The sequence below is a fragment of the Pedobacter sp. genome (assembly GCF_031119335.1).
Classification (GTDB): Bacteria; Bacteroidota; Bacteroidia; order Sphingobacteriales; family Sphingobacteriaceae; genus Pedobacter.
On record NZ_JAVHXT010000006.1, the window covers coordinates 198862 to 216277 of the forward strand.

At 38.1% G+C, this 17416-nt stretch carries 13 protein-coding genes; 8 read left to right on the forward strand and 5 right to left on the reverse strand.

The features are described 5' to 3' along the window. Positions 1-187: 187 nt before the first annotated feature. The 5 genes from REI64_RS08980 (at position 188) to rodA (ending at position 5863) form a co-directional block, all read left to right on the forward strand. Entirely contained in the window at positions 188-1210 is a 1023-nt protein-coding gene (locus tag REI64_RS08980) for a rod shape-determining protein (protein WP_138729034.1), read from the forward strand. 83 nt (positions 1211-1293) lie between these two features. Further along, positions 1294-2130, forward strand: coding sequence for a rod shape-determining protein MreC (gene mreC / locus REI64_RS08985; RefSeq protein WP_308849777.1), 837 nt, complete (start codon positions 1294-1296; stop codon positions 2128-2130). Continuing rightward, complete coding sequence (locus REI64_RS08990; protein ID WP_308849778.1) at positions 2120-2635, forward strand: rod shape-determining protein MreD; 516 nt, start codon at positions 2120-2122, stop codon at positions 2633-2635. Before mreC ends, REI64_RS08990 begins: the two co-directional genes overlap by 11 nt. Beyond that, complete coding sequence (gene mrdA, locus REI64_RS08995; protein ID WP_308849779.1) at positions 2635-4617, forward strand: penicillin-binding protein 2; 1983 nt, start codon at positions 2635-2637, stop codon at positions 4615-4617. Before REI64_RS08990 ends, mrdA begins: the two co-directional genes overlap by 1 nt. After that, on the forward strand, positions 4601-5863 hold the full coding sequence (gene rodA, locus REI64_RS09000) for a rod shape-determining protein RodA (protein WP_308849780.1): 1263 nt from the start codon (positions 4601-4603) through the stop codon (positions 5861-5863). Before mrdA ends, rodA begins: the two co-directional genes overlap by 17 nt. Before the next feature lie 57 nt (positions 5864-5920). Here rodA and REI64_RS09005 read toward each other — a convergent pair whose 3' ends face one another. Beyond that, positions 5921-6997 (reverse strand): hypothetical protein, encoded by a 1077-nt coding sequence (locus tag REI64_RS09005; RefSeq protein WP_308849781.1) that lies wholly within the window; start codon positions 6995-6997, stop codon positions 5921-5923. Positions 6998-7254: 257 nt separating this feature from the next. On the opposite strand from REI64_RS09005, the gene REI64_RS09010 reads away from it, so the two are divergent. Further along, positions 7255-7833, forward strand: a complete 579-nt coding sequence (locus tag REI64_RS09010) for a thymidine kinase (protein WP_308849782.1) — start codon at positions 7255-7257, stop codon at positions 7831-7833. A gap of 56 nt (positions 7834-7889) precedes the next feature. On the opposite strand, the gene REI64_RS09015 is transcribed toward REI64_RS09010, so the two are convergent. The 4 genes from REI64_RS09015 to REI64_RS09030 form a co-directional block, all read right to left on the reverse strand. Further along, positions 7890-10733: a S8/S53 family peptidase gene (locus REI64_RS09015; protein ID WP_308849783.1), complete on the reverse strand. Its 2844-nt coding sequence runs from the start codon at positions 10731-10733 to the stop codon at positions 7890-7892. Between the two features lie 140 nt (positions 10734-10873). After that, complete coding sequence (locus tag REI64_RS09020; protein WP_308849784.1) at positions 10874-13324, reverse strand: outer membrane beta-barrel protein; 2451 nt, start codon at positions 13322-13324, stop codon at positions 10874-10876. Positions 13325-13414: 90 nt separating this feature from the next. After that, the gene (locus REI64_RS09025) at positions 13415-15007 is read right to left on the reverse strand and encodes a M56 family metallopeptidase (RefSeq protein ID WP_308849785.1); all 1593 of its coding nucleotides are present in this window, start codon (positions 15005-15007) and stop codon (positions 13415-13417) included. A 31-nt stretch (positions 15008-15038) separates the two neighbouring features. Then, complete coding sequence (locus REI64_RS09030) at positions 15039-15431, reverse strand: BlaI/MecI/CopY family transcriptional regulator (RefSeq protein ID WP_308849787.1); 393 nt, start codon at positions 15429-15431, stop codon at positions 15039-15041. A 243-nt stretch (positions 15432-15674) separates the two neighbouring features. On the opposite strand from REI64_RS09030, the gene REI64_RS09035 reads away from it, so the two are divergent. Continuing rightward, a complete protein-coding gene (locus REI64_RS09035; protein WP_308849788.1) occupies positions 15675-16088 on the forward strand; it encodes a VOC family protein in 414 nt (137 codons plus the stop codon). A gap of 153 nt (positions 16089-16241) precedes the next feature. Continuing rightward, positions 16242-16679, forward strand: coding sequence for an SRPBCC domain-containing protein (locus tag REI64_RS09040; RefSeq protein WP_308849789.1), 438 nt, complete (start codon positions 16242-16244; stop codon positions 16677-16679). Positions 16680-17416: the final 737 nt, after the last annotated feature.

Here is a 17416-nt window from a genome sequence, read left to right on the forward strand (position 1 = left end):
AACCCGATTGAAGCGGAAATATCCCGATTTTTCATCGGGAATTGAAGCGTAAAGCGGGACTTGCCTTAAAAAGCGCTACCGGTTTTGATTTTCAAAGAGAAAAAAGAAACTTAATATAATATTTTGTCTAATTTTACATTTAGATATTAGACATTTTTGTTAATACATACAATAACATACCTTTTACATGGGATTATTTAACTGGTTTACGCAGGAAGTTGCCATTGACCTTGGCACTGCGAATACCCTGATTATACATAACGATAAAGTAGTTGTTGATGAGCCTTCTATTGTGGCTTTCGACAGACAAACAAATAAAATTATAGCTATTGGTCGTCAGGCGATGCAAATGGAGGGTAAAACCCACGACAATATTAGAACCGTAAGACCTTTGAAAGATGGTGTAATTGCAGACTTTAATGCTGCAGAAGCCATGATTAAAGGAATGATCCGTATGTTGAACGGCGGTAAAGGTTGGATGTTCCCTTCGTTGAGAATGGTGATTTGTATTCCATCGGGTATTACCGAGGTAGAAAAACGTGCCGTTAGAGATAGTGCTGAAATTGCTGGTGCAAAAGAGGTTTACTTAATCCACGAGCCAATGGCTGCTGCTGTAGGTATTGGCATTGACGTGGAAGAACCAATGGGTAACATGATTATCGATATTGGTGGTGGTACAACTGAAATTGCTGTTATTGCACTTTCTGGAATTGTTTGCGATCAATCTATCCGTGTTGCGGGTGATAACTTTGACTCGGATATTGTGAATTACATTCGTCGCCAGCATAACATTATGATTGGTGACCGTACTGCGGAGAAAATTAAGATTGAAGTTGGTGCTGCTTTACCAGAATTAAGCGATCCTCCTGCTGATTTTGCGGTTCAAGGTAGAGATTTAATGACTGGTGTGCCTAAGCAAATCACAGTTTCATACACTGAAATTGCGCACTGTTTAGATAAATCAATCTCTAAAATTGAGGAAGCAATCTTGAAAGCTTTGGAGATTACTCCACCGGAACTTTCTGCTGATATTTACCAAACTGGTATTTACTTAACCGGTGGTGGCGCTTTGTTAAGAGGTTTGGACAAACGTGTGGCTGCAAAAACTAAATTGCCTGTTCACGTTGCCGAAGATCCTTTGCGTGCAGTAGTGCGTGGTACTGGTATCGCCCTTAAAAACATTGGAAATTATAAATTCTTAATGCAATAGGAGTATTGCGTATTGAGATATGAGATTTGAGACAAGTCTCAATACGCAAGCCCCAATACTCACATCCTAATCCGTAAATCAAGATGCGTAACCTTTGGATTTTTCTTAGCAGATACAACGCATTTTTCTTTTTTATTGTTTTTTTTACCGTTGGCATTATCTTAACGATTAGGAATAATGTATACCAACGTAGTGTAACTTTCAGTTCTACCAACGAAGTAGTAGGCACTGCCTATAAAAGACTGAATGTAATTAAGCGTTATTTAAACTTGGTGCAGGTAAATGATAGTTTGTCCGCCGAAAATGCAGCTTTAAAAACGCAGCTGCTTGCCATTGCCAGTATTGATAGTACGCAAATTACTAAAGTAAAAGACACGATTAACCACCAGCAATACACTTTAATTGCAGCTAAAGTTTTTAAGAACTCGGTTACACTAACCAACAATATTATCACCATTAACAAGGGGAGCAAAGAAGGTATTTTAAAAGACATGGCGGTAATTTCTCCAGGCAAAGGCGTAGTGGGCTTTGTGCAGAATGTATCTGAAAACTTTGCTACGATACGTCCGTTGCTAAACCAAGAAACGGCTATTAGTGTGGCGCTTAAGAAAGATAATGCTTTTGGCAGCTTGGTTTGGGGCGAAAACAATTTTGATTATCGTAAAGCACAAGTGAAGGAAATACCTAACCATTATAAGGTTAAAGTTGGCGATACCATTGTAACTTCTGGTTTTGGAGGATTTCCGAAAGGAATTGAAGTGGGTAAAGTAACCAACACTATTAGTACAGGTGATAGCTTTATGACTCTGGAAGTGGCATTATTTAATAATTTTAGTACGCTACAATTTGTATATGTAGTTAAAGATAAATTTGCAGAAGAGGTAAAAGCTTTGCAACCAGAAGTGAAAAATGAACAGTAGAGTAATATTTGTAAATATTTTTAGATGGCTAGTGCTATTGTTTGTACAGATTTTTCTGTTACGAAACATGGCATTTTATAACCTCTCTACGCCATTTATTTACGTGCTTTTCATTTTGGTACTGCCTTTTCAGATCCCAAACTTGCTGCTATATATCATCGCCTTCGTTACCGGCTTAACCTTAGATGCGTTTTACGATACATTGGGGGTACATACCAGTGCTTGTATCGCTTTAGCTTTTGTGAGGATACTCTTCATTTCTGTAAGTTTAAACAGAGAAGCTGTAGATGAACCTGAGCCATCATTGGGAAATATGGGCTTTAGGTGGTTTTCTTTATACGCCGTATTGTGTATTTTTGCGCATCACATTGTGTTGTTTTTCCTGGAGGCTTTTAAATTTACATCTCTAGCTTACACTTTGGGAAGGACGTTACTGAGTGTGGTATTTACACTTTTCATCGTATTATTGGTAGAGTTTATCTTCCATAATAGAAAATCGGCTTAATGGACCAACTGTTTAATAGAAAATATATCATTCAAGGCTTATTTGTGCTTATTGCGCTTATTTTGCTGGGTAGGCTTTTCTATATTCAGGTGGCTAGTGATAAGTATTTTCTCGATGCCAATAACAATGCCCTACGCAAGAAATTCATTTACCCTGCTCGCGGCGTAATTACTGATAGGAAAGGCAAAGTACTAGCCCAAAACCAGCCTACCTACGATTTAATGGTGATCCCTAACGAAGTGAAGGCTTTTGATACACTTTCTTTGTGCAACATCATTGGCATTAGCATGGAAGATTTTAGAAAGAAATTTCGGAAGGCTGTGGTACAATCGAGATATCAAGCTTCTATTTTTCAGAAGTTATTGTCAGTACAAACCTACGCTACCTTACAGGAGCGCATGGCAAATTTCAAAGGATTTGACGTACAAAAAAGAACTATCCGTTATTATCCAGATAGTATTGGCGGACAATTGTTGGGCTACATTAGAGAGGCAAACGCTACAGAAATTGAGCGCCACAAAGGTTACTACAAGCCTGGTGATTATATAGGAAAAATGGGGTTAGAGCGCCAATACGAAGTAGAATTAAGAGGTACCAAAGGCGTAAAAAACATTCTTTACAATGCTCACAACGTACCGCAAGGAAGTTATGCCGACGGTAAATTCGATTCCTTAGCTATTGCGGGAGATCAAATAACCACGACAATTGATGTTGAGATACAAAAATTGGGGGAACAATTGTTACGCAACAAAGTTGGAAGTATTGTAGCTATTGAACCCGCCACTGGCGAGGTTTTAGCATTCGTGAGTAGTCCAGGTTACGACCCCAACTTAATGGTAGGGCGTGAAACGGGAAACAACTACATGAAGATTCTCTCCAACCCTTATCGTCCGTTTTTTTCCCGTCCAATTAAGGGTCGATATTCCCCTGGTTCTGCATTTAAACCTTTAGATGCTTTAATTGCGCTACAAGATGGCGTGGTTAACGAGCTTACTACTGTTTTTTGCCCTGGTTATTACGTTGTTGGAAATAGAAGATTTAGGTGTGATCACGCAAGTGGCGATGGTAATGTGGCAGTTCGAAAAAGTATTGCTAGGTCTTGTAACGTATATTTCTACGACATTTTTGCTAGAATGATGCTAAAAAAAGGTCGCAAGAATCAGCACAAAGCCTACGATGAATGGCAGGAAAAGGTTCGTAAATTCGGTATTGGAGATACGTTAGGAATTGATTTCCCTGGTGAAAGTGGTTACAAGCTATTTACTTCAGAAGATTATACCAAACGCTATAGTAAATATTGGAACTACGGCTCTATACTTTCGGTAAGTATCGGGCAGGGCGAGATTACTACTACTCCATTACAAATGGCCAACATCATGGCTATCATCGCCAATAGAGGTCATTACATCAAACCACATTTGGTAAAAGGTATTGGAGATACGAAATATATCCACCCTAAGTATAAAGAAAAACATCATGTAGGCATAGATGCAAGACATTTTGAATCTGTAATTGATGGTATGCAGGATGCAGTAAATACATCTTGGGGAACAGCGACAGAATCTCGTATTCCAAATATCTTGATGTGCGGCAAAACAGGAACGGTGCAGAACGTGCATGGTAAAAACCACTCGGTTTTTATTGGTTTCGCTCCGCGTGATAACCCGAAAATTGCGATTGCCGTAATTGTAGAAAATGGTGGCTATGGCGGCGCTTATGCTGCGCCGATGGCCAGTTTCATCACCGAAAAATACTTAACCGACAGCTTAAAAGGCCGAAGGATTAACGGTGCGACTATAGAGCAATACAAAGCAGATAACCTGCTTCCGGTTTTAAAGGATAAATTGCCGAAAGTAAAACCTAAAGTAGATACGAGTAAAGTAGATAGCACGAAAAAATCTGCACCAATAACACCTGTATCTACAGCAAACAACATTAACAAAGCAGCCATTTTACCTAAAAATAATGCAACAACAGAATAGTAGATTTTTCTTTAATGTTGATTGGGTAACCATATTAATTTATATGGCTTTGTGCACTATTGGTTTTTTCAACATTTTCTCGGTTCGATACGATCCCGATAAATCTGAGGCCTTTAATTTTGGCGCTGAATATGGAAAACAGCTCATTTTTGTCATCTCAGGTTTAGTCTTAGGTTTGTCTATTCTATTATTCGATGCCAAGTTTTTCAGTGTATTTGCGCCTATAGTTTATGGCGTAACCATTGTTTTGTTAATAGCTGTGTTAGTTGTGGGAAGAAATGTTGGCGGCAACCAAGCTTGGATACCCATAGGCTCGTTCCGTTTACAGCCCTCCGAGTTTGCAAAATTTGGTACGGCATTGCTTTTAGCCAGATACATCAGCTCTTTTAACATCAAGCTGAACACCTTAAAGCCCATACTAATTTGTGCGGCCATTATTGTGGCACCAATGGCGCTAATTATGCTACAGCCTGATGCAGGTTCAATGTTAGTGTTCCTCTCTTTTATGTTCCCTTTGTATCGTGAAGGTTTACCTGGCAATCTTTTAATTATTTTCTGGGGTGCGGTATTGCTGTTCATCCTCAACCTGTTTGTGTCGCCTACAATTCTTATCATTTCCATTTTGGTAATTGGCGGTTTGTTCGCTTATAATAACAAAAAGCGGATGCAAAAAGTCATCAACATTGGTATTGTAACCTTGGTGGCCATCTGTTATTTATTTGTAGCAAAGTATATTTTTGAGAACGTGCTGAAACCTCACCAACGTACACGCATTGAGTTAATCTTGGGATTAACAAGTGATAACAGAGGTGCAGGTTACAATGTAATTCAATCTAAAATTGCTATTGGTGCGGGCCAAGTGACAGGAAGAGGTTATTTGGAGGGCACACAAACTAAATATGGCTATGTACCTGCACAAAGCACCGATTTTATTTTCTCTACCATAGGCGAAGAATGGGGCTTTATTGGTTGCTTCGTAGTAATAGGCTTATATGCGTTTCTTTTACTGAGGATTATCAATATGGCTGAACGACAGCGATCGGTATTCTCTCGGGTTTATGGATACAGCATTGCGTGTATCTTCTTCTTCCACGTTTTTATAAATATTGGAATGACGATTGGAATTATGCCAGTAATAGGTATACCGTTGCCGTTTATCAGCTATGGAGGTTCATCATTGTGGAGTTTTACAATATTGCTGTTTATCTTCCTGAAGTTAGATTCTAATAGGATGGGATTTATTTAACCCCTAAATCCCCTAAAGGGGACTTCAATAGAAAAACTCCCCTTTAGGGGCTGGGGGTTAATCTCTAAACCTTCTATTCAGCAACAAATAAAATTTATCTACGGTAGCTTGTTTATCTGCCCAGTTATTTTTTGCGGCGTAGTTCTTTTGGAAGAAGTTATCAGCAGCATCAAAATTTGGCATTTTATTGGCAATATCAATCGCCTCTGCGTAAGCTAAATTGTAACCATTAAATAAATCTTTAATGTAAAGTAGTTTATCGTTTAGGTTTATCGCAGACTTCAAATCGGCAATTGTACTACCTGATGTTTCGTTTAATCTAGTGCCAGTATTTTTACCTGCTAATATATCATTCAATGTGGGTTTGTGGCTTGTCTCAATCTCTACTTTTGTAGTTTCTAATACCACCTTTTTTACCTCTACCACTGGTGCTGCAACTTGTTCGATTATAATTGGTTCAACTTGTGTTTCCTCTACTTCTTCAACCGGCTCGGCTATTTCATTCACTAGAAACGGTTCTGGTCCAATTTCATCTTCCTCAAGCTCTTCAGGGTTGCGAATTAAGTTTTCTTTAACTTTCTTCTTATGTTCCAATATCAGTTCCTCTTCTTCGCTCAGCGGTCTATCAAACAGTTGCTCCGTGGTTTTTTCCTCAAAATCAAACTTATCGTCCTCAGAAAAACTACCATCATTCAAAATGAACTCAAAAGTATGTTCAGGCTCTTCATCAAACTTAAAAATCTCTCTTTCGTGTTCGGCTATTGGCACTTCTGGCTCCTCTTCAACTTCTTCTTCAATTAATATTGGTTGCGGCACTTCTACCTCTTCTTCTGGCACATTTGCGAAAGTAATTGCTTCTACCTGCTGCACATCCTTCAATTCATCACTTATTTCATCATCAATTGCAGCCTCTTCTTTTGTATTTTGAGGTATCGATGCAATTGGCAAAGCTTGTACCGGTAAATTTAATTTTTTGATGATTTGAATATGATCGGCCAAGAAATTAGCATTGGCCAAGAATAGCTCCAATTCCAGCTCGCTCAGTTGCTCAGGATTTTGAGATAAAAACTGGTATTGTTCATTCAATTCATTGAGTATATTTCCTAATTTCTTGAAAAGAGCTTCTTGTTTCATCCGTTTATTTTTTCTTTTAGATCAGCGAACCCGACATTACATTTAACAATTATTAAATCATAATGTTGTAACGAAAGTTTTGGCATTTTATGTTAATAACTGACAACCAAAAATACTATAAAAATCTATTATATTTCCTCTAGATGAATATATCTTCGTATGGCTGAGGAGAGAACGATAAGTTGCTTTTATATGCCGATTAATTATATTGCATATAAAAGCAAATTTATCTAAGTTTGGCTAAAAATACCTTTACAATGTTATTTAGCGAACAAAACTTTAGACGGGGAGAATTTAGTGGCAGTATAGAAGTAATTTGTGGTTCGATGTTTTCTGGCAAGACTGAAGAATTGATCAGAAGACTGAAAAGAGCCCAAATAGCTAAATTAAACGTAGAGATATTTAAACCTAAAACTGATACACGTTACGATGACACTGCGGTGGTATCACACGATAAAAACGCCATTCAATCTACTCCGGTTGACAGTTCATCAGCCATTTTATTGTTAGGCACCAACACCCAAGTTGTAGGCATTGACGAGGCTCAGTTTTTTGACCAAGAGCTTCCAGAAGTTTGCAACACCCTGGCGAAAAAAGGTATCAGGGTTATTATTGCTGGTTTAGACATGGACTTTTTGGGTAAACCTTTTGGCCCCATGCCTGCATTAATGGCCATTGCCGAACACGTAACCAAGGTGAATGCTGTATGTATGCAGTGTGGAAGTCCGGCGGTGTATTCTTACCGTACCGCAGCTAGCGAAGCAAGAGTGTTATTGGGTGAAAAAGACAGTTACGAGCCTCGTTGCAGAGCCTGTTTTAATGCTGTCGAGGAATGAATTAGGTAAATCATTCCATTGCAAATTAACCAATGGCTAATGAACCAATGAACGGCTTACCTAGCCACGATCATTTTTTTTGCTTGCTTAAAGTTAGAAGTATTTACGCTGTAAGTATAAATTCCATTGGGAAAAAGACTTGTGTCTACATAAAATTGGTAACTGCCTGCTTCAAAAATACCGCTTACAATCTTACTCACCTTTCTACCATCGATATTGTAAATTGTAATTTCTAGTGGAGTTTTTTCTGGCAAATCAATCGGCAGGTAGGTATAGTTTTTTGCAGCATTTGGATAGTTTTGCTTGAGCGCATATTCGGCGGGCAATACTTTATTTGCTTTAGTTTCCAATTCGGTATATTTTGTTTGTGCAGCATCGCCAACTGCTATTAAATCATTTTTACTATCTCCAGCCAAGAAAGCGTAAACCACTTTTATTGAACCACTTTTAGGAATAGTATAAGGACCGCTCCCTAGGGTAAACATCACATCGTAGCCATTGGCAACATCATGGCCTAAACCATTTGCCTGTACGCCAGAAGTTAGCGTCTTGTATTTCTCGGCTATACTGAAATAATTATCCGCCAGAAAATTACCTGGCACCTGATACGAGAGTGGGTAATAAGCGGCTGGCGCAGTCAATTTCAACAATTTAACACCAGCAAACGGATAACTGGCATTCTTTTTTGAATAAACGTAAGCTGTTTTATTCGTCGCATCGTACTGTGTGGCATTTGCTGATGATTCGTCTAAATCCCAATCGGTGAATAAGCCGGTATAGATATTTTCTAGGTCTACGCTTCCTGTATTTGAGATTTCATACTCCATGATCACATATCTATCGTCGGTAGCGGTATTGAAAGCCAAACCTTTAGCAAGTATCTTTAAACCGATGGGATTAGCGCTACCCGCATCGGTAAAAATGGTTGTACCTTCAAAATTAGCCGTAGACGATGACATCATTGCTGCTATTTGTTGTCTTTTAAAATCTTCGCCGTAACTAGCATCTATCCTGGCATTGTTCATTACCTGAGTTTCAGATTGAGCAATCATTAGGGCCGCTTCGTAAAGCATATTTTCATCCTTATAAACAAAACCCAACCCAGCTGTGGCATTTGGCTTACTGTAACCTACCCTACCATTTGAAGTTAACGTAGTGCTGATTTTATTTACCCTAATATTAAGGTAATCTAATGCAAAAACCTCTTTAAAACTTTCAAAATCTGTGTATGTACCGTTGTTACCGGTATATCTAACTGTAAAAGTAACTTCATGGTTTTCTGGTGCATTAGGCAAAACCTTCACCCTCACCGGCCCAATATCCGTTTTTGTTTCTTGGCTATTGAAATTTCCGGCATTGATATTTTGGTCTAATACCTGTACAAAAGAACTATTACTAGAAACACTGACGTTTAATCCGCTTACCGGAATAAGGAAATTCTTCAAATTAAATTTCATGGTCACTTCTGTTCCCGGTGCTCTATTCCCAGAACTTTGATCACTGATCGCAATATTTTGATAACGAACCGAAGCCGCTGTTTCTGTTAAAGCCCGATAGGCATTTAGTCTTCCGCGGCCTAACATATTTGCATAGGTTGGATTTTTAGCATCTATCGGATCGGCAGTTGCCCTTAGTATTTCACCAATTTGCAAGCCTGTATAGTTAGGATACTTTGCCTTTAACAGTGCAGCGGCACTAGACACTAGCGGCGCAGCCATAGATGTACCAGAATAATACGAATAACTATTATTGTAAACAGTATTGTAAATGCCTTGTCCAGGGGCAGAAATATCAACATAAGTGCCGTAGTTAGAAGCCGAACCTTTGGTATCATCGGCATTTAAATTTGCTACAGCCAACACACCGTCAAAAGCAGCGGGATAAATGGGAAAGTCGTTACCAGAATTACCCGCAGCAGCTACCACCAAACAGCCTTTACTAATGGCATAGTTCACCATTTCTTGACCAAATTGTCCACCTCCGGCGCCGCCCCAAGAACAATTAATGATATGCGCACCTTTGTCGGCAGCGTATTTAATACCTTCGTAACCTTTATAAATGGATCTGGCGGCATCATCAGCGCCTGCTTTTACGATCAGTAATTTTGCATTGTATGCTAAGCTCGCTACTCCTATGCCGTTATTAGACACTGCACTTGCAATACCGCTTACATGCACACCGTGATCTGCAGCGGCACTTTTTACATTCGGGTCGTTGTCTGGTATCATGGTAGTTGCCGAAGCACCACATAAATCCCAGCCTGCGTAGTTGTCTATAAAGCCATCACCATCATCGTCGATACCATTAACTGGATCTGCTGTGTTGTAGTAAATGTTTGCAGCCAGATCTTGATGAGTGATTTCAGAACCAGTATCAACAATACCAATAATCACATTAGATGAGTTTTTTAAAACATCCCACGCTTGTGGCGCTTTTACTTGCGATAAATAAAATTGCGTACTATAAGCTAAATCATTTGGCGTATACCAAGTGCTGTGAATGTAACTAGGTTCGGCGTATGCGATGTTATCACTAGCCAGCAAATTATTGATTACCTTTTCTATATTAGCAGCCCCCTGATATTTGGCATGGTAGAAAAGCTCAAAATTATATCCATTTCTGTTTGCGAGAGCCTGATTGTTTTTCGAACCTTCACTAAAAATAGGTTCTAGCGCTGTTAATGAAATTCCATTTGCCGAAAGCTCTTTTGCAGCACTTTGAGTAGCCACATCTAACCTTACACCTTCCTTAAATTTAATAACTAGTGTATTTGGCAAATAGTCGTTGGGAGTAACGCCAATAGGGAGCTTAAATATACCCTTTTTGGGCGTTTCTATATTGACCTGCCTAAATGCAAGTAAAATAAAAATGATTAAAAGAAGAAGACAACTCCTTTTCATCTTAGAGGCACTGATATCACAACATGAAGTTACCGATAACTAAACGATAAAACAAATAGCTCTAACCAAAAAAGTTTTAAAACTTAAAAATAAATGCTAATAAATACAGTGTAAAAGCAATTACAAAGTACTGAGCGAAGTTAATTTTTCACCCTGTTTTGCTCGGTCTGCGCTCCATCTGCATTGTGCCTACGCAAATTGCTAATCGCTTTGCCAAATCTGTAAGTATAGCTTACTGCAACGGTTGTAAAATCACCTCGGTTTCTCCAATTTGCTTCAGTTAAATTTAGGTTATTAATGATGCCGTTAATAGCTCTAGTTTGGAAAATATCTGTAGCACTTAATCTCAAAGTGCTGCTTGTAGAAAGTTTCTTTTGAACCGCTAAGCCCATATCGTACACCTTACCAATCTCGAACTGGACATTTCTCAATTTGGTTTGATATCTGTAATTCAATTCTCCACTCCAGCCCTTGCTTAACTTTAATTGTAGCTGCCCATTACTTGAAAAGAAACCACCCTTGGTATTTAGAAATCCAGTATAAAAATCGCTTCGCGAATGAATGTAGGTATACTGACCAAACCAATGCAGTGCCAACCATTTCGTAAAATCTAAGTTTGCATTAACCGAGGCATTGTAAACCTGTTGTTTACCAATATTCGCTGGTCGGCTGTAGTAAGTTCCATCTACAATTTCAATGGTTTCATTTACTTGGTCGCGGGTATGGTTATAACTCACCGCTGTAGTAATTTTATTTTTATAGGTATGCGACAACTCAATGGTTTGTGTAAATGATGGCTTCAAAAACGGATTTCCTACATAGTAAGTAAACTTATCTAGCGGCGAAAAGAAAGGATTTAAATCTTGATAAAACGGCCTATCTATTCTTCTGCCATAATTTAAACCGAGCTGATGAGTTGAAGTAGTATCTAATTTATAAGAGAAATATAAAGTTGGAAAAGCATTGATGTAGCTTCTTTTGAAACTAGAATCTGGTTTCATCACATTACCCAACTGATGCCCTTTAGAAATTGTCCCCTCTACCCTCAAACCTGCTTGTACAGAAAATTTCTTTCCTTCGGAGCTTAAATTTAAATAAGCAGCGCTGATATTTTCGCTATACAGAAAGTGATTACTTTTATCGTAATCTGGAGAAGTAACGTTGTTAGCCGTTAAAAAATAACTGGCAATGTTGTTAGTTTTGATGTAACTCGATTTAGCACCAGCATCTATCTTCCAATTTTTGGCTAAACTTTGCGAATAATCTGATTTTAAGCTGTAGATATTGATTTTTGCCGGCAAATATCCCGTTAGCAAATCTTGCAATGTTAAGGTGCCATCACCTGCATAAGTGTCATTATAATATTGTTGCTCTGTTCTTGTATTGTAATTAATATAATCGCCATCTACAGTAATTTCTTTGCCTGTTTTTCCAAATTTATGGCGATAATTGATGTTTGCACCGCCATTTTTGAAACTGATATCGTCCATGTTTTTAGCAACAATGCTCGAATATTTTACCATTGCTGGAGTTAACAAATTACTGGTATTATCATTCACATTATCTGCATTTCTTAGATTTCCCCTTAAAACCACGCCCCAAGTAGTAAAATCAGATTGGTAAAAATCCATTCCGGCAGTACCGTTAAAAGTGTTGCCATGCCTTTGGAAATAAGAGTTCTGATTAAAGTAATAATCTACGCTTCCATCGGGGTTTTTGTACTTTCTATTTAAGTCTAAATCGGTAAAAGTATTGCTTAAATTATAACCAAAATTGCCAAAGAAATTAAGCTTGTTTCGGCGATAGTTTAGGTTTAAGCTATTGTTTGATCTCGTTTTTTTTCCTTGGTTTAAACCCACATTTACGGAACCGTTAAAGCCAACCGCTTTATCTTTTTTTGTTTTAATATTGATAACACCTGCATTTCCAGCGGCATCGTACTTTGCTGGCGGGTTGGTCATCAATTCTATTTGATCTACCATTGATGATGGCAAGGACCGCAAATAATTTTCCAAATCGGCTCCAGAAAGAAAGCTAGGTTTATCATCTATAAAAATCATCACTCCTTGCTTTCCTTTTAGGCTAATACTTCCATTTTGGTCTACACTTACTCCTGGAGATTTTTCCAAAACATCGAGCGCAGAAGTACCAGCGTTAGAAATTAAGGCATCAACATTTACCACCGTTCTATCTATTTTACGTTCAACAAATGGCTTTTTAGCCACAACATTTACCTCATTTAAGGTCTTAGTAGCAGAATTCAGCTTCAGATCGCCCAAGTAAACCATTGCATTATTTTCGTCGACAACGATTGTTTCACTCCTGTAATTGACATAACCTATCAAAATGGCTCTAACCTGATAACTACCATTCGCCACTTTATCGAAAGAGAATTTACCATCAGCCTCTGTAAAAACAGTTTTAATTAACACACTATCTTTAGCTTTAAATAATGCTACAGTAACTAAATCAAGTGGTTTCAAATTACTATCGGTAATTTTTCCATTAATGACAGCATTGGTTTGTGCGTAGGCAAAAGTTGAAGCAATAGCTAGCCAAAAGGTCGTTATAACCTTTAGTTTAAATTTCATAAAAGCAGTTTAATAGTTCGTTGGTTTAACAGTTTGTTTTAGGTGTTAAGAATAACTCCTTGCAGCAGCTTAACTGTCCCTAATTTTAATTTAACTTCCAATACGGTATTGCGTATCTGGTCTGGTTATGTATTTCTCTTTATATTTCTGATGTATGCAAGCATTTTGTTTTACGCCGTTTACCAACATCTCATCTCTATTTAAAACATAGCTAGGATTTTCGCCAATTACAATAATGCTATCATTTAGCATATCCCTTTTGATATCATTTCTGGCATCTCTACCTTGGTGCGTTACATATACCATTACTTTTCCATCAACTTTTACGGTAGTGGTTGTGGTAGAAATTGTAGTAGTCACCGTCTTCGAAACTGGAGGAACATAAAACTGAACCGACTTAATTGGGGATACCTTGGCGCAGGTTTCAGGCGTTTCATTTGGCTTATTGGCGTTTTCTTCTTCTGTTTTAGTTGTAGCCAATTCCGAGTTGTCTACATATTCAGTTTCTTTTATCGAAGCAACAGTTTTATTTATTACTGGCTTTATTTTTTTGATTGTGCCTGCGCTAGTAATTGTACCTGCACTAGTAGTTATTACTTCTGTTGTGGTATGCTTTACCGAAGTTTGCACTGTTTTAACTGCTCCTTTAACTACCCTATTTGGTCTCTCGCTTAATGTAAAAGCTACACTTAAAGCAAAAACAAAAAGCAACGACATAGCTAAAATTGTTTTCTCTACACTGCCTAAAGAGGCTTTTTTATTAAAGGCAATTCTACGTATTCGAGCAATTAACTGTCCTTTTCCACTTGCCATTGACATGGCAAAACCCGTGGCGTTTAGGTTAAATTCTTGACAAGAAACCAAAGCTCTGAGGTAACCATTTTTATCGTTGGTACAAGAAATTGCTAAATCGTCGCAACAGTTTTCTCGCTCATCTTTAATCACTTTAGATATCCATAAAACAGCGGGATTAAAGAAGAACAATACTTCTAATATGTTCTGGAGAATATTTATCAGGTAATCTCTACGTTTAATATGCGCCAACTCGTGACTTAGAATTGCTTCTACCTCTGTCAAGCTCAAATGGTTTAACATACCGATAGGCATTAAAATAACCGGTTTAAAATGTCCAATTACCATGGGGATTTTAGCAATACCCGATTGCAGAATTTGAACACTTTGTTTAATGTACAAGTGTTGCGAAAGCTCGTTCACCTTATTTTGCCAGTAAGCTCCTGCATCAAAAACTTTTGTTCTTTTTAAATGATGAACACCTTGCAGACCAATCATCAGTTTTATTGTCTTGATAAAAATCACACCAAACCAAATTAGTAACAGCTGATTAGCATAAGCACCCAAAGTGGTTAACACGTTGTTTATATCGCCCGCAAAATTGATTTTGAAAAGCTGATTTGAATTTGAAGCTGCTGGATTTAAATAACCAGAAAGCAGGTTAACTTTATTCAGCGATTGATAGAAAACAAAAATCATGCTCAGCGAGAACATACCTAACAAGACCGTTAACAGGTTGTACCTTAAAGACGGCCTGCTGTTTTTAGTGCCCATCATAATAATACCAGCTACCAATGCCATCACCACACCTATCCAAAGCGAATGAAATAAGGTGCTATAAAGCGCATTTATCCAATCTGCAGACAAAATGTTTAACCATTGAAATTCCATAATCGTGGTTGCTTTAATATTTTGAGTTCGTTTACTTTTCTAAATCGTTCAGCATTTTTTTAATCTCTTCCAGTTCTTCTTTTGAGGTTTTTTCATTACCCAAAAGCTGCATTACCAAATTGGTTGTAGAACCTTTATATAATGTATTTACAAATCTGTCTAAGAGCTGGTCTTTGGTTTTTATTTCGGCCTGCACTGGTGCATAAATATGTTTCATCTGGCTTTCGTCACGTTTCAAAATCCCCTTGTCGGCCATAATTTGCATTTGCTTTAAGGTTGAGGTGTAATTTACATCTCGCTGCTTGTTTAGTTCATCATTCACAAAACGTACAGTACTGGCACCAAATTCCCATAAAACCTGCAATATCTCTAACTCTGCTCGGGTTGGTTCTGGGATCGAATTATTCAACTTATTCTCTTGCATAAAGCAAAGGTAGGATAACTTTCGTACGAAGCAAGTTTTATGTCGACTTTTTTTTCCCCAGTAACCGATATCTACATTAGAGGAGAAAAAAAATGTTTTGTTGCATGGCTCACTAAAATTTTCTAACGGACAGTCGTTTACAAAAATTAACACCGTCTGCAATACACCTTTTAAGTGTCGTTTTTAACCCTTCATTTCTCAAAATTTTTAATCAAATTTGATATACAACCAAATCATAACTGTATGACTAAAGAAATTTGGCTTAACCTGCCAGTTACAAACATCCAAAAAACTACCGACTTCTTTACCAAAATCGGTTTCACGTTAAACACCCATGCACCGCAAAGCGATACCATGGCATCTTTCAAAATTGGACAGAAAGATTTTATTGTTAACTTTTTTACCGAAGAAGTATTTAACAGTTTTACTCCTTTCAAAATTGCTGACTTAGAAAATAAAACTGAATGTTTGATTTCTATTGATGCAGAAAATGCAGCGGAAGTGGACGAAATTTTAGCGAAAGCCGAAGCCGCTGGAGCTTACATTTACGCCAAAGGAGGTGAAAAAAATGGCTGGATGTATGGCGGTGGCTTTACCGATTTAGATGGACACAAATGGAATGTTTTGTTCATGGATTTTAGTAAATTCAAACAGTAGATTTTTTAATGCCCCTGATGAACAGATTTTTACTAAGAAAAAAATGAGACAGTTAACATCAAGATAATTTACCTATTAAATAAAACTAACCAATCATCAACGCCATTAATCACATTCTCAACATCTGTGCATTTGTGGCTAATTTTTTTTACCATGGAAAGAATATATTTTAAAATCGAAATCAACGCCTCAAAAGAAAAGATTTGGGATATCCTCTTAGGAGAAACTACTTACCCGCAATGGACCGCAGTTTTTGCTGAGGGTTCGAGAGCAATAACAGACTGGCAGCCTGGAAGTAAAGTATTCTTCGTAAACGCTGAAGGCGATGGTATGGCATCGAAAATTGCTGAACACATTCCTAACGAGTACATATCTATTAAACATTTAGGTTTCTACAAAAATGGTGTAGAAGATTACGAGAGTGAAGAAGCAAAAAAATGGGGTGATATTTATGAGAATTATAAAATAAGCCACTTGGATGGAAAATCTATGCTTAGCGTAGAAATGGATATTACCAAAGAATACAAAGATTATTTTGAGGAGAAGTGGCCAAAAGCTTTGGAGAAGGTGAAGGAGTTAGCGGAGGGTTAGCTTATAGTTGTCGTCATTGCGAACTGAAGCACAGCGAAGTGAGAACTGAAAGAAAGCGAAGCTAAATCTAACTACATGCTTAACAAAGCGCTAGATCTCTCCTCGTGCCTCGTTCGAGATGACGACATACGTGAATTAGCACAATGAAGAACTTACAGAAACTTGCCACTTTCGTCATTTCGAACGCAGTGAGAAATCTAACCACATGCTTAACAAAGTGCTAGATCTCTCCTCCTGCCTCGTTCGAGATGACGACATACGTGAACTACCACAGCGAAGAACTTATAGTAGCTATCCCATTTCCGTCATACGAACGCAGTGAGAAATCTAACCACATGCTTAACAAAGTGCTAGATCTCTCCTCGTGCCTCGTTCGAGATGACGGCATACGTGAATTAGCATGACGAAGAACTTACAAGAGGCTTTGCCACTTTCGTCACGAACGCAGTGAGAAATCTAGCCACATGCTTAACAAAGTGCTAGATCTCTCCTCGTGCCTCGTTCGAGATGACGGCATACGTGAATTAGCACAATGAAGAACTTACAGAAACTTTGCCACTTTCGTCATTTCGAACGCAGTGAGAAATCTAACCACATGCTTAACAAAGCGCTCGATCTCTCCTCGTGCCTCGTTCGAGATGACGACATACGTGAATTAGCACAATGAAGAACTTACAGAAACTTGCCACTTTCGTCATTTCGAACGCAGTGAGAAATCTAACCACATGCTTAACAAA